This window comes from Acinetobacter sp. YH12129 (genome assembly GCF_013418685.1).
Lineage (GTDB): Bacteria > Pseudomonadota > Gammaproteobacteria > Pseudomonadales > Moraxellaceae > Acinetobacter > Acinetobacter amyesii.
Genome location: NZ_VPBP01000030.1, coordinates 1 through 13820, shown reverse-complemented (window position 1 = coordinate 13820; position 13820 = coordinate 1). Strand labels below are relative to the sequence as shown.

The following is a 13820-nucleotide window of genomic DNA, read 5'->3' as shown; positions in this document are numbered from 1 at the left end:
GTCAGATGTCAAAACCTGAACATACTTCCAATCACGCTCTCGTTAAATTGATATTGAAATTTCTAAGGCAATTTAAATTAAACAATTCTCTGTAAGGGCATTAGAAGTTGTACATCGCGACCGCATTGATTCGGTTATCTTCACCCTTAGTACTGCCATTTGGTGCAGCGCCAAAAGCTTCACGTTCACCATAGACATATTCCAGACCTAAACTAATCGGCTTAACAGGGCTGTAAAATACATTTGCCCATGCTTGCCACAAGTTTTTATTGGCCTTGGTTTTATCAACTAATGAGTTGACATAATCTGCATTACCATCTGCTTTCATATAACCATAGCCCAATGTTCCGCGCCATTGTGCTGAAATTTGTTGAGTTAAACCTACTGTAATCGAGTCAAATTCATTGGTGGCGATGATGTCTTTATCCGCATTGGTCACAAAACCTTGGTTCGTCCATGACACAAAACTACTGTCGCCTTTGACATGGTAATAATCCGCTTTGAGCACTGTTTTATCCGTCAAATCTAGTTTTGCGCCCAGACCAAGTCCCCATGCGGTTTCTATATCCGTATCCGTTTTCTTTTCAGCACCCATCGCACGTGCGCTTAACATCAGTGTATCTGTCATTTTATGGTTTAAACGCGCTGTTAATGCAGGCAAACGCATATTTGAGCTGTCATCCTTAGAATCTTCTGCTGCGAGTACAAGATTTGTCTCTGGACTAAATTTGTGACTATAGCGAACTTGCGGTGTACGTTTAACAGCACCACCGACATAGCCCAATGCATCAATGGTTTCAGGCATATAATCAGGTACAGCAAAGTTAGACCATGTTTGCCCCACCAACCAATCACCATAGGTCAAATAGGCATGACGAATCCGCAGTCCATCATTCGCACCCAAAAAGTCGACTTCAATTTTACCGCCTACATCGCCCACTTGAGTCGGCGTTTTAAAGTCTAGTCCTAAACGTGTGGCAGCAAGTGTTGCTTTTAAACGATCTGAACTTTCAGCATTCCCTTCTAGCGGAACACTATTCATTTGGTTATACAGGCGAGATAAGCTGCCGCCTTCTGCCTGATAAGATGCATCTGCACGTACATTGCCATACAAGCTAAATTCAGCGCCCGATTTGGTATTTAAACTCAGGCTTGGTGTTTGAGTCGGTTTTTGATTCTGCGCAGCAACTACAGGTCGTTGTTTTACGTCTTTGATTTCACTCGACAAAGTGTTTTGCTGCTGAACATATTGCTGCATCATGGCTTTTAATGCTTTGACTTCATCACGCAACTGTTCAACTTCAGCCTCACTGACTGCCGCATGTGTCCACATGGGGAACGCGGCTGCACAAGCCAGTATCATCGGTTTAATTTTAAAGGTTTTTTTGACTAAATTTAGCTTTTGAGTTTTCATCCTGACCTCGATTTGGGCAATGCCCTTTCCTTATTTTTTTTTCACAATTTTCCACTAGCCCTCATGCTGTGCATCAGGGCCTAGAAACTTAAAATTTTGGGGTAATGTTAAATCTTTAAATATCGGCTTAATTCGCTGGATTTTTGATAGCTTGCGTATTGAGCTTTGGCGATTGACCTTGAGTAGACGCTTCTACTGACGCTTGTAAATTCACCATAAATATTGCTAATGCAGCGATGACACCGGGAATGGCTATCACCAAGAAGTTCATTTGATGCGGCAAATTCATGGTTAACAGTGCCCCTGTAAGCACAGGTCCAACGATTGCACCAATTCGTCCAATCCCCGATGCCCAGCCCATACCTGTAGAACGTACCGTGGTTGGGTAGTATTGTGCGACAAAGGTATAAAGTAGGATTTGCGAACCGATGGTAGCTGCGCCTGCTACAGCAATTAAGGTATACAGAACCATTTGCGGACTGTTAAAGCCCAGTAAGATTAAAGCCAACGCGCCACACATGAACATGATGCTCAGTACTTTTTTGATATGGAATCGGTCTGCCAAAGCACCACCACCAATAGCACCTACCATTCCACCAATATTCAGTGCAAAGAGGAAAATCATACTTGCACCAAGTGAATAGCCAGCTTGAATCATCAATTTTGGTAACCAGCTTCCAAGTGCATAAACCATCAATAAGCACATGAAAAATGCAATCCAGAACATAAACGTACTGAAACTACGGCCTTGTTGAAATAATGCTTTTAACGGAGCTTTGTCTTCTTCAGAAACCTCATTGAGTACAAATTGAGTATCTGTTGTGAGGACTTGTTCAGGGGCAATTTTTGAGACAATCGTTCGAGTCGTATCTGTTTGATGCTTTGAGGTTAAATACATCAATGACTCAGGGAGGAATTTCCAAATTAAAGGCAGTGCCAGACATGGAATAATTGCAATATAAAACATGATTTTCCAGCCATATACTGGCACTAACCAAGCACCCAATAACGCTGAAGCCATACCACCAATGGCATAACCACTAAACATTAGTGCAACCAAGGTACTGCGTATACGTTTAGGCGCATATTCCGTCATTAACGCCACAACGTTCGGCATAACGCCACCGATACCTAGACCCGCAAGAAAGCGTAAAATACCAAACTCAACTGGAGTACTTGCAAATGCGCCACAGAAGGTAAAACCACTAAAGATACCGACACAGATCATAATGGTTTTTTTACGACCAATTTTATCGGACAGTGTGCCAAAACACATGGCACCAAACATCATGCCAAATAAAGCCGTACTTGCCAGTAAGCCGGCTTGTACCGCAGATAATGACCATTCTTGCATCAACAAGGGTAAGGCAACGCCATAGATCACTAAGTCATAACCGTCAAAAATAATAATCAAAAGACACCAAATCAAAACACCCCAATGAAATGGCGTAAATTTGGCTTCATCAACCAAGGTATTAATATTAATTTTCTGGTTTTGCATAGCCCACCTCCTAATTGTGAAGCTTGTAAAATTCGCCTTTCACAATGAATAAGTCGGTGCTTAATGTCCAAAACCGATTAGGCATGTTTGTATACCTAAAAAGTTGAATACAAATTAATCCCTTGATTCCTCTTTATTTAAATAGATCATTTCATAGGTGCAGTTCATCTGAACATCTAGCGACAGCATACTCAAAATACAGCACGATCATATGGAATTGCTTCTAAATCATATACTTGATAAACACTATCAAATAAACCACGAATATCTTCGCTTTCATCCATATTACGCACAGCCATAAATACAGGGCTAATCGCGGCTTCATCTAAGATAGGAACAAAGGTTAAATGTGTTAATTGCACACTTTGGGCACTCATTGGGGTGATACAAACCCCTTCGTTCGCCGCAACAAAGCCCAATGCCAGTTGTAATTCACGAACTTCACGTACTTTTTTAGGTTCCAAACCATACTCTGAAAATATGCCACGCACTTGGGTCGAAAAATTCGGTTTATTGTGATTTGGATAAAAAATCAATTGTTGATCGATCAGATCTGCAAGATATATACCTTCCTTTTTTTGTGCCAAAGGATGACTAGCGTGTAAGGCTACTACTAAGCGTTCTTCACGAAGTAAAACCCGTTTGATCGCAGGGTCTGAAATACGCAAACGCCCAAAGCCGACATCTATACGACCTTCTTTTAATGCTTTGATTTGTTCAGTGGTGGCCATTTCCTCCATTTCTATTTTTAAATGTGGGTGTTGTTGCTTAAATAAGTACAAAATATTCGAGAGTAAACCAAACAATAAAGAGCTCACAAAACCGATTGTCACTGTTCTTTCGGTCAAACCGATTCGTTTCGTCATCGATTTAATTTCTTCTGCATTAGACAAAAGTTTTAAAGCATGATGATAAAAAAATTGGCCTGCTTCTGTGGTCTTAAGCGGTCGGCTACCGCGTTCAAATAACTGAATTCCAAGCTCATGTTCCAAATTTTGAATCTGCCGACTCAAAGGTGGTTGAGCTATATATAGTTTTTCTGCCGCTTTGGTAAAACTCTGCTCTTCAACCACCGCGACAAAGTATCTTAAGTGTCTTAGTTCCATGGCTATAAATACCTATTAAGTATAATAAAATGCAAATTTGATCTTCGACGTGAAGATTTTATTCTTTTAAGGTATATCACATAGACAGGATTAAGCAAATTTAATCCCATCCAACAGATCAAAAACATCGTGCAGCCCATACCTGAAAGAAACTTCAGCTGCTACACGAAACAACTTAAAAAGTATTGTTAGACAACCAAACAAGGAACGTGGCAGCCAAAGACCTCTTTTATCGAGTGATAGCCACCCATACTTAAATGCATACTTAAGGAGATATAGTATGAACCGTCAAGAGATTGATGTTCTGGTTAAACAAATGAACGTAGATACAGCAACAGGGCCTGTTGACCAACGTGTACAACAAGTTGTGGTACGTTTATTGGGTGATTTATTCCAAGCGATTGAAGATCTAGATATTACTCAAACTGAACTATGGAAAGGTCTAGAGTATTTTACAGATGCGGGTCAAGCGAACGAATTAGGTCTTTTAGCCGCTGGTTTAGGTTTAGAGCACTATCTAGATTTACGTGCCGATGAAGCTGATGCGAAAGCAGGTATTACAGGTGGTACACCACGTACCATTGAAGGCCCTTTATATGTGGCTGGCGCACCTGAATCAGTGGGCTTTGCTCGTATGGATGATGGTACGGAAACCGATAAAATTCCAACTCTGTTTATTGAAGGTACAGTAACAGATACCGAAGGCAACATCATTGAAGGCGCTAAAGTTGAAATTTGGCATGCCAACAGCCTAGGTAACTATTCTTTCTTTGATAAGTCTCAATCTGACTTCAACCTTCGCCGTACCATTCTTTCTGACCAAGACGGTAAATATGTTGCACAAACTACGATGCCCGTTGGTTATGGCTGTCCTCCAGAAGGCACAACTCAATTTGTTTTAGACAAATTAGGCCGTCATGGTAACCGTCCATCACATGTTCATTTTTTTATCTCTGCACCGGGTTACCGCAAGCTAACTACTCAATTCAACATCGAAGGTGATAAATACCTTTGGGACGACTTTGCCTTTGCAACTCGTGATGGTCTGGTGGCAACTGCTGTTGATATCACAGACGAAGCTGAAATTGCACGTCGTGGTCTAAACCAACCGTTTAAGCACATTAGCTTTAATGTTGAGTTAGTTAAAGAACAAGCTGCAGCACCAAATACTGAAGTTGATCGTCGACGCGCTAGCGCTTAATTACTCAATCTAAGGAAGCCGAGCTGTCTCATCCAAGTTTGACAACTCGGCGACTATCCCCTCATTGGACAGTCGGAGAATGGACATGCCACGTATTCCTGTAATTAACACCAGCCATCTAGATCGTATTGATGAACTTCTTGTCGATAATTTTGACACTGGTGAATTTAAACTGCACCGCTCAGTATTTACCGATCAAGCGTTATTTGATCTTGAAATGAAATACATTTTTGAAAGTAACTGGGTGTATTTGGCACATGAAAGCCAAATTCCAAATAACAATGATTATTACACGACTCATATCGGTCGCCAGCCGATCATCATTGCACGTAACCGTAATGGTGAACTGAATGCCATGATCAATGCCTGCTCACATCGTGGCGCACAGTTATGTCGTTATAAAAAAGGCAACAAAGCGACGTATACATGTCCATTCCATGGTTGGACCTTTAATAACTCAGGTAAATTACTCAAAGTTAAAGACCCTGCTGAAGCCGGTTATTCAGATTGCTTTAACCAAGATGGTTCACATGACTTGAAAAAAGTCGCACGCTTTGAAAGTTATAAAGGCTTTTTATTTGGTAGCTTAAATCCTGATGTGCCAAGCCTTGAAGAATTCTTAGGTGAAACCACCAAAATTATCGACATGATCGAAGGTCAGTCGGAAAACGGTTTGGAAGTTTTACGTGGTTCATCTACCTATACCTATGAAGGTAACTGGAAACTGACAGCTGAAAATGGCGCAGATGGCTATCACGTATCAGCCGTGCATTGGAACTATGCAGCGACCACTCAGCACCGTAAAGAAGCACAAGCGGCAGATAATATTCGTGCCATGAGTGCGGGTTCTTGGGGCAAGCAAGGCGGTGGTTCTTATGGTTTTGACAGTGGTCACATGTTGTTGTGGACACAATGGGCTAACCCAGAAGACCGGCCAAACTTTAGCAAAGCCGATGAATATACCGAAAAATTCGGCGCACCGATGTCGAAATGGATGATCGAGCGTTCACGTAACCTATGTCTTTATCCAAACGTCTATTTGATGGATCAATTCGGTTCACAAATTCGAGTTTTACGCCCGATTTCTGTCAATAAAACTGAAGTCACCATTTACTGTATCGCCCCTGTCGGTGAAGAGCCAGAAGCACGTACACGTCGTATTCGTCAATATGAAGACTTCTTTAATGCTTCAGGCATGGCAACACCTGACGATTTAGAAGAATTCCGTGCCTGCCAAGCAGGTTATGCAGGAATTGAGCTGGAATGGAACGACATGTGCCGTGGTTCAAAACACTGGATTCATGGACCGGATGATGCAGCCAATGAAATTGGATTAAAACCGCTATTAAGTGGCATCAAAACGGAAGATGAAGGTCTTTACCTTGCTCAGCATCAATATTGGTTAAAAACCATGAAACATGCCATCGCTGAAGAAAAAGAACTAGCTGAACAAGTCGCAAATGAACAAGGAGATGTCGCATGAATGCAACTGCACATTTAGACAGCGTAAGCATTGAAGCTGTATCTCAGTTCCTCTACCGCGAAGCGCGTTTTTTAGATGATGAACAGTGGGATGAATGGCTAGAGTGCTATGCCCCATCTGCATCATTTTGGATGCCGGCTTGGGATGACGATGACCGCCTCACGGAAGATCCACAGTCTGAGATTTCTTTGATTTATTATCCAGACCGTCAAGGTTTAGAAGACCGTGTCTTCCGCATTAAAACCGAGCGTTCATCTGCCACGATGCCGGATACACGAACCAGCCATAACATTAATAACGTCGAGATTATTGAACGTGATGGCGACAACGTAACGGTGCGTTTTAACTGGAACACCTTAAGTTTCCGCTACAAAACCAACTATAGCTACTTTGGCATGTCACGTTATGAAATTGATTTTTCAGGTGAGCAGCCAAAAATCCTCAGCAAATATGTTGTTCTGAAAAACGATTATATCAACCAAGTTATTGATATTTATCACCTCTAAAAGCTTATTTCACTAAGCAAGGTTTTACTTTCAGCCAGAAGGATATTTGGCTGAAAGGACACGTTATACCAGATTTTCAAAAGGATATTCAGCCATGTCAAACCATAATGTTGCACTTCAATTTGAAGATGGCGTTACTCGTTTTATTAGTGTTGCTCAAGGTGAAACCCTATCCGACGCAGCCTATCGTCAAAAAATCAATATCCCTCTAGATTGCCGTGATGGCGCATGCGGGACATGCCGTGCATTTTGTGAGTCGGGTACTTACGACATGCCTGAAGAATCTTATATCGAAGATGCTTTAACCCCCGAAGAAGCTGAGCAAGGTTATATTTTAGCTTGTCAATGTCGTCCAAGTTCAGATGCTGTTTTCCAAATCAGTGCATCATCTGACGTGTGTAAAACTGAAATTCATGAGTTTCAAGGCACATTGTCTCGTGTTGAAAATATGTCGGATTCTACGATTACCTTTGATATTCAACTGGATGAAGGTCAACCTGACATTAACTTCTTGGCAGGTCAATACGTCAATGTCGGCATTCCGGGGACTGAAGAAACTCGTTCGTATTCGTTTAGTTCAAAGCCGGGCAATCGTTTAACAGGCTTCGTGGTTCGTAATGTCCCTGAAGGCAAAATGAGTACTTTCCTGAGTGCCGATGCGAAAGCCGGCGACAAAATGACCTTCAAAGGACCTTTTGGTAGTTTTTATCTGCGTAATGTTGTCCGCCCTGTGGTCATGCTTGCAGGTGGTACAGGTATTGCGCCGTTTATGTCCATGTTACAAGTGCTTGAAGAAAAAGGTTCTGAACAACCTGTTCGTCTTGTATTTGGCGTAACCAATGACTTTGACATCGTAGCAAAAGACAAGCTCGATGAATTACAAAGCAAACTCCCGTGGTTCGAATACCGTACTGTGGTCGCTCACCCTGAGTCACAGCATGAACGTAAAGGCTATGTGACCAGTCATGTTGAAAAAGATTGGTTAAACAATGGCGATGTGGATATTTACCTCTGTGGTCCTGTACCGATGGTCGAAGCGGTACGTGGCTGGTTAGATACCGAAGGCGTTAAACCTGCAAACTTTTTGTTTGAAAAATTCTCAGCGAATTAAGGGAGAATAGTTTAATGTCAGAACAAGCCAGATTTAACAATAAAGTTGTCATCGTTACCGGTGCCGCTCAAGGTATCGGTCGTGGAGTAGCACTACAAGTGGCTCGAGAAGGCGCTCAAGTGGTATTGGCAGATCTCTCAGATTTTGTTGAAGAGACGCTGAACGATATTCAAGCCCACAATGGCGATGCCATTATTGTTAAAGCCAATCTTGAAACATTTGCAGGCGCCCAAGAAGTTGCTGCCCAAGCCATTGAAAAATATGGTCGAATTGATATCTTAATCAATAACGTTGGCGGTGCGATTTGGATGAAGCCCTTCCAAGAGTTTTCAGAAGAAGAAATCATTAAGGAAGTTAATCGTTCATTATTTCCAACTATGTGGTGCTGCCGAGCCGTGTTACCTGAAATGATTCAAAATCAGCAAGGGACAATTGTAAATGTATCTTCTATTGCAACCCGTGGTATTAACCGTGTGCCATATTCAGCGTCAAAAGGTGGGGTAAATGGCTTAACCTCTGCACTCGCTTTTGAACATGCCAAAGATGGTATTCGAGTCAATGCCGTAGCTACAGGTGGTACAGAAGCGCCACCACGAAAAGTACCTAGAAACGCCAACCCATTGTCAGATCATGAAAAACAATGGATGCAAGACGTGGTCGATCAAACCATTGACCGTACATTCTTAGGACGCTATGGCACAATTCAGGAACAAGTGAATGCCATCTTATTTTTGGCATCCGATGATTCATCTTATATGACAGGAACAGTCGTCCCTGTTGGTGGTGGAGATCAAGGTTAAACGCTATACCGTCATTGGTTTAATTCAACAGGCTCATTGACATAGTCGCATGGAGGCAAAAGCGATGGCACCCCTGTTAAAAACATTAAAAGAAGATTGGTCGATCTCAGCGACGGTTGCAGGATTTTTAGCCGTGCTGATTTCATATTCAGGCCCACTGATTATTTTTTTCCAAGCCGCACAAAAAGCTCAAGTTTCCCCAGCCATGATGATTTCATGGATTTGGGGGATTTCTATTGGTGCTGCGCTGGCGGGTATTTATCTCTCTATTAAATATAAAACCCCGGTGATTACCGCGTGGTCAGCGCCCGGTACAGCCCTTTTAGTCACCCTATTTCCGAATATTTCACTGAATGAAGCCATAGCAGCTTATATCACGTCTGCTATCGTTATATTTTTGATTGGAATCACCGGCTATTTTGACAAACTCCTAAAATGGATTCCTCAAGATGTCGCTGCGGGAATGATGGCAGGTATTTTATTTCAGTTTGGGCTTGGACTGTTCACTGCTACAGATAGTATGCCGATCATTGTCTTTGGCATGTTATTGGTCTTTCTGATTTCTAAAAGACTATCGCCACGCTACGCGATGATTTGGGTCTTACTGACTGGTGTCATCCTGAGTTTTACATTAGGAAAAATTAATCCTGTTGATGTGAATTTTCAACTCGCTATACCGCAGTTTATTGCCCCAATTTGGACTTGGAACTCGACTTTAAATTTGGCGATTCCCTTAATCTTAGTCAGTCTGAGTGGTCAATTTCTTCCGGGGATGGCGATCATGAAACTCAGTGGATATGACACGCCAGCTAAGCCCATTATTACAGCGACCAGTATTGCCTCGCTCGTTGTCGCATGTGTCGGAGGCATTACTATTGTTTTAGCGTCTATCACCGCAGCCATGTGTATGGGCAAAGATGCACATGAACTAAAAGAAAAACGTTATATAGCCGGTATTGCCAATGGTATTTTTTATATTTTAGGCGGCTTATTTGCAGGCAGCATTGTCATGTTATTTAGCCTATTACCTAAAGAGTTGGTCGCTGCACTTGCAGGTCTAGCGTTATTAGGTGCGATTGGAACAAACATGTCCGTTGCAATGAAAAATGAGGCCAACCGTGATGCGGCGCTAATCACTTTTTTAGCGACAGCCTCAGGTATGCATTTTTTAGGGCTAAGCTCAGTATTTTGGGGGATTTGTATCGGTGTCGCTGCACATGTCATTTTGACCAAACGAGTAGCCACACAAGCGCCGATGACAACGGCTCAAGATTCTAAAAGTTCATAATATTCAAAAGCATTACTACTACAAAGAAGATGGGAAAATTACATCTTCTTTGTTTAATCGAAAACTCAATTTTTTGATTTTCTTGTCATTTAAACTTAAAAATTCAATATTCGAAATTAAGAGCTCTATAGGATAAAAAAGGGATCATGTTGCATCATCCCTTTTTTACTTATCTTTGAATTATTTACGTTTTTTCTTACCACTAAGTAGATCTATGGCTTGGGCATAACGTGTAGGTGCAATTCGCTGAATTAAATCAATAATTTTGGCATCATTACCAATTAAAACTCGACGTTTATTCTGCTTTACCGCATCTAAAATGACTTTTGCTGCGACTTCAGGCGGTGTTTTTAGCACTTTATTAAATGCTTTGGTTGCCCTATCTGGGTTCATCCCTAACGCACGAATACTGTCACTCATACGCGCGCTATTTGCAATATTGGTTCGAATCCCACCCGGATGCACGCAAGTTGCGCTGACTCCAGCATTTTCCAAGTCTAATTCTTGGCGTAAAGATTCAGTAAAACCTCGTACCGCAAACTTCGTTGCATTATAGGCACTTTGAGTCGGTTGAGCCGTCAAACCAAATAAGCTGGAAATATTAACTATATGTCCATCGCCACTTTGTTTTAAATACGGTAAAAATGCTTTTGTCCCATATACCACGCCCCAGAAATTAATATTCATAATCCACTCAATTTCATCATAATGCATACCTTCTACAGTACTGGCTAACGCGACACCTGCATTATTAAAGATCAAATTGATCTGGCCAAATTCAGCTTGGGTTGCAGCCGCCCATTGCTCGACAGCGGCACGATCAGATACATCTAACTGGGTCTGAGTTATTTTCACACCGGTGTGCTTAATCATTTCAGCCGTTTGTGCAAGGCCGTCGAGGTTGCGATCACTTAATGCTAGATGCGCACCTGATTGAGCCAGTTGAATGGCTAATTGCTGTCCAATACCTGAACCTGCTCCAGTAATGGCTGCGACTTTGTTGTTAAAATTTTTCATCGTTATTCCTATACACACTTAATCTCGTTCAGTGAACAAGCTGCATTTTCATATTATTCATAACACAAGCTTAACGAGAACTGATCTATGAATGAAATGATTTTATTTAATTGTAAAATATGAATGCTATACATAGCTCTTTAGCGTTATTGCTTCAAATCAAATTAATGTAATTCAACATGATTAGAGCAAAAATTGAAAACTTAAATGAGCCTTTTAGCTCCGGCTTTTTTTGGGATTGTAGCTCTAAATTTTTCAGCTCAAACAGCGTTTGATATTTATAAAAGTGATACAAATCCCAAATGTTATAAACAAAGCTCAACATTTATTCTATTTTTCTACACGATCCAGATTCTACATATTCAAAATCAGTATATAAAATCCACAATATATACTTATTTTTTTGTGAATATAGCCCTTGAAGACAACAAGGCTGATGCTTTGTAATTTTCCAAGTCTTGTGTATCCACCCTTTGGAAGATCAGGGATGCACATCTCTTACTATGTTCAATAGAGGTTCTAAAATGATAAAAACAACTCTTAGCCTAATCGGTTTGTCACTGGTGTCTAGCTTAGCTTTGGCTGCTGATCCATTGCATGGTACTAAATGGAAAACCATCGATGACCAAACCAAAAAACCTTTATCTGTAGTTCAATTTAATGAAACATCAAAGGGCGTTTTATCTGCAAAAATCGTGGATGTACTCACCCCGGGTGAAGCAGAAAACTGCCAAAAATGTGTAGGTAAATTCCACAATAAACCACTACTCGGTGTGCAAATCGTGAATGGTTTGAAAAATACCGGTAAAAATACCTATGACGGCGGTAAAATTACTGACCCGAAAAATGGTAAAACCTATAGTTTCAATGCCAAAATGTCGAATGACGGCAAGACCTTGAATGGTCGTGGCTATATTGGTGTATCTGCGCTTGGACGCAGCCAAACATGGATACGTGTAAACTAATCCTTTATGTACAAAGTCAAAAGCGGCTCGATTGAGTCGCTTTTTTTGTATGAAAACCAAGAATGAAATTATTCGAAAATAAAAATTAAACGGTATAACGTTTGCTTAGCCCCCATTCGGCTAATATTCGACGATAGGTTGTCGATGAGCGATCTGCTTCGAAATGCGCCTCCATACTGATATCCAGTGGCAATTCCTCAGGTTTTTGACTTTCCACCATGTCCTGATCTTCAGCAAAAATTTGTGCATTAAAATCATAGACCGCTTGTAAATCGCCTGTGGTATCAAAATTTCGAGTTAAAGGCACAAATAAACGGGTTTTATTATGCGATACAGGACAACAGGCATTTAATATTTTCAATACCCCATTTTCAGGAAAATCGATGGTTAAAATTGCAGAAAATGGCGGATAGACATCAAACGTTCTTTTCCATAAAAAGTCTTCTGGCGCTAAATGTTGTAAGCCATGCGGATAATTACTCACATCACTGAGATATTCTGTATGTAGTCCATAGTCCGTACGTACTGTCGAATATTTTTGCACTTTAGGGTTTTCACGATCTGCAAAGCTCTCATGATGCACCCATGCGAAATGTGCAACATCAATAAAACCTTCGAGCTGACGCCCACTTGAACCATCAATATCTACATAAGGTGGCAATATAGATTGGTGCTGCTCTGTATCCCACGTGTCTAAATCTGGAAAATTGGCCGTAGATTCATCGCGGTTAAATAAACTGGTCCACACCAATCCATATTTCAATACGACTGGAAATTTAGTTAATGAAAAACGCTCTGAAATTTGTGTCAGCTCAGGCTGTGCAGGAATTTTTACACACTTTCCTGCACCGTTATAATGTAGACCATGATATGGACAAATAATATCTTCACCCTTGACCCAGCCTTTGGTTAATGGCACCCCACGATGTGGACAGATATCACGAACCAAATGAATTTTTCCACTTTCAGTTTGATACAACGCCATTTTTACATCGAGTAATTGCACTTGTTGCGGTTCAATCGAAACATCTTCTACACATGCAACGGGATACCAATGCTGCGCCAAAATATTCCAGTCGTTAGCATCAAATGTACTGCACTGAGGTTGGGTAAATAAATTGAGTACTGGAATGGCATTCATAGTTCATCTCGACAATTGCAATATTTCTTTCGCATTTAGCGCTATTTAAATTTTGCTAAATCCTTATTTTCTAAGTCGAAATTAAATTCTAAACACATTTCTGTCTATTAGAATGATTTGCATAGATTGTTCTGTTTTTTAGAACATTAAGCATTGAACCGGCTTTGTTGCATAAAGGCTTTAAAGATAGAGTTTCCCTAAGTAACTCAAATTTAAGTGACAACTTGGGTATGAGGGCGACCTAATTCTGTGAATTTGTTCAAAACTGCTACACGTGCATGAATCTC

At 41.0% G+C, this 13820-nt stretch carries 12 protein-coding genes; 7 read left to right on the top strand and 5 right to left on the bottom strand.

Going from position 1 to position 13820, the window contains the following annotated elements; all coding sequences use genetic code 11:
• Nucleotides 1-100: 100 nt before the first annotated feature.
• From FTU65_RS13220 to FTU65_RS13210, 3 genes are all read right to left on the bottom strand, one after another.
• Entirely contained in the window at nt 101-1414 is a 1314-nt protein-coding gene (locus FTU65_RS13220; RefSeq protein ID WP_180050832.1) for a DcaP family trimeric outer membrane transporter, read from the bottom strand.
• 127 nt (nt 1415-1541) lie between these two features.
• Entirely contained in the window at nt 1542-2915 is a 1374-nt protein-coding gene (locus tag FTU65_RS13215; RefSeq protein ID WP_180004495.1) for an MFS transporter, read from the bottom strand.
• 191 nt (nt 2916-3106) lie between these two features.
• Nucleotides 3107-4021: a LysR family transcriptional regulator gene (locus tag FTU65_RS13210; RefSeq protein ID WP_180004497.1), complete on the bottom strand. Its 915-nt coding sequence runs from the start codon at nt 4019-4021 to the stop codon at nt 3107-3109.
• A 280-nt stretch (nt 4022-4301) separates the two neighbouring features.
• Between FTU65_RS13210 and catA the strand changes: the two genes are divergently transcribed.
• The 6 genes from catA (at nt 4302) to benE (ending at nt 10410) form a co-directional block, all read left to right on the top strand.
• The gene (gene catA, locus FTU65_RS13205) at nt 4302-5222 is read left to right on the top strand and encodes a catechol 1,2-dioxygenase (RefSeq protein WP_180065904.1); all 921 of its coding nucleotides are present in this window, start codon (nt 4302-4304) and stop codon (nt 5220-5222) included.
• Between the two features lie 85 nt (nt 5223-5307).
• A complete protein-coding gene (benA, locus tag FTU65_RS13200; protein ID WP_180004501.1) occupies nt 5308-6705 on the top strand; it encodes a benzoate 1,2-dioxygenase large subunit in 1398 nt (465 codons plus the stop codon).
• A complete protein-coding gene (gene benB / locus FTU65_RS13195) occupies nt 6702-7211 on the top strand; it encodes a benzoate 1,2-dioxygenase small subunit (RefSeq protein ID WP_180004503.1) in 510 nt (169 codons plus the stop codon). The genes benA and benB overlap by 4 nt, the downstream gene beginning before the upstream one ends.
• A 94-nt stretch (nt 7212-7305) precedes the next feature.
• Nucleotides 7306-8322 carry a benzoate 1,2-dioxygenase electron transfer component BenC gene (gene benC / locus FTU65_RS13190; protein ID WP_078190731.1) on the top strand — a complete coding sequence of 339 codons (1017 nt, stop codon included), beginning with the start codon at nt 7306-7308 and terminating at the stop codon, nt 8320-8322.
• A gap of 14 nt (nt 8323-8336) precedes the next feature.
• A complete protein-coding gene (gene benD, locus FTU65_RS13185) occupies nt 8337-9122 on the top strand; it encodes a benzoate diol dehydrogenase BenD (protein ID WP_180004505.1) in 786 nt (261 codons plus the stop codon).
• A gap of 64 nt (nt 9123-9186) precedes the next feature.
• Complete coding sequence (benE, locus tag FTU65_RS13180; RefSeq protein ID WP_180004507.1) at nt 9187-10410, top strand: benzoate/H(+) symporter BenE; 1224 nt, start codon at nt 9187-9189, stop codon at nt 10408-10410.
• A gap of 180 nt (nt 10411-10590) precedes the next feature.
• Here benE and FTU65_RS13175 read toward each other — a convergent pair whose 3' ends face one another.
• A complete protein-coding gene (locus FTU65_RS13175) occupies nt 10591-11427 on the bottom strand; it encodes an SDR family oxidoreductase (RefSeq protein WP_180004509.1) in 837 nt (278 codons plus the stop codon).
• 524 nt (nt 11428-11951) lie between these two features.
• Here FTU65_RS13175 and FTU65_RS13170 point away from each other — a divergent pair.
• Nucleotides 11952-12392: a DUF2147 domain-containing protein gene (locus tag FTU65_RS13170; RefSeq protein ID WP_168379617.1), complete on the top strand. Its 441-nt coding sequence runs from the start codon at nt 11952-11954 to the stop codon at nt 12390-12392.
• Between the two features lie 85 nt (nt 12393-12477).
• Here FTU65_RS13170 and FTU65_RS13165 read toward each other — a convergent pair whose 3' ends face one another.
• On the bottom strand, nt 12478-13533 hold the full coding sequence (locus FTU65_RS13165) for a Rieske 2Fe-2S domain-containing protein (protein ID WP_180004511.1): 1056 nt from the start codon (nt 13531-13533) through the stop codon (nt 12478-12480).
• Nucleotides 13534-13820: the final 287 nt, after the last annotated feature.

Coding starts and splice junctions, on each gene's coding strand:
- benE (WP_180004507.1), top strand. CDS start 9,187: ATGGCACCCCTGTTAAAAACATTAAAAGAAGATTGGTCGATCTCAGCG.
- benD (WP_180004505.1), top strand. CDS start 8,337: ATGTCAGAACAAGCCAGATTTAACAATAAAGTTGTCATCGTTACCGGT.
- benA (WP_180004501.1), top strand. CDS start 5,308: ATGCCACGTATTCCTGTAATTAACACCAGCCATCTAGATCGTATTGAT.
- FTU65_RS13175 (WP_180004509.1), bottom strand. CDS start 11,427: ATGAAAAATTTTAACAACAAAGTCGCAGCCATTACTGGAGCAGGTTCA.
- benB (WP_180004503.1), top strand. CDS start 6,702: ATGAATGCAACTGCACATTTAGACAGCGTAAGCATTGAAGCTGTATCT.
- FTU65_RS13170 (WP_168379617.1), top strand. CDS start 11,952: ATGATAAAAACAACTCTTAGCCTAATCGGTTTGTCACTGGTGTCTAGC.
- benC (WP_078190731.1), top strand. CDS start 7,306: ATGTCAAACCATAATGTTGCACTTCAATTTGAAGATGGCGTTACTCGT.
- FTU65_RS13215 (WP_180004495.1), bottom strand. CDS start 2,915: ATGCAAAACCAGAAAATTAATATTAATACCTTGGTTGATGAAGCCAAA.
- FTU65_RS13220 (WP_180050832.1), bottom strand. CDS start 1,414: ATGAAAACTCAAAAGCTAAATTTAGTCAAAAAAACCTTTAAAATTAAA.
- catA (WP_180065904.1), top strand. CDS start 4,302: ATGAACCGTCAAGAGATTGATGTTCTGGTTAAACAAATGAACGTAGAT.
- FTU65_RS13210 (WP_180004497.1), bottom strand. CDS start 4,021: ATGGAACTAAGACACTTAAGATACTTTGTCGCGGTGGTTGAAGAGCAG.
- FTU65_RS13165 (WP_180004511.1), bottom strand. CDS start 13,533: ATGAATGCCATTCCAGTACTCAATTTATTTACCCAACCTCAGTGCAGT.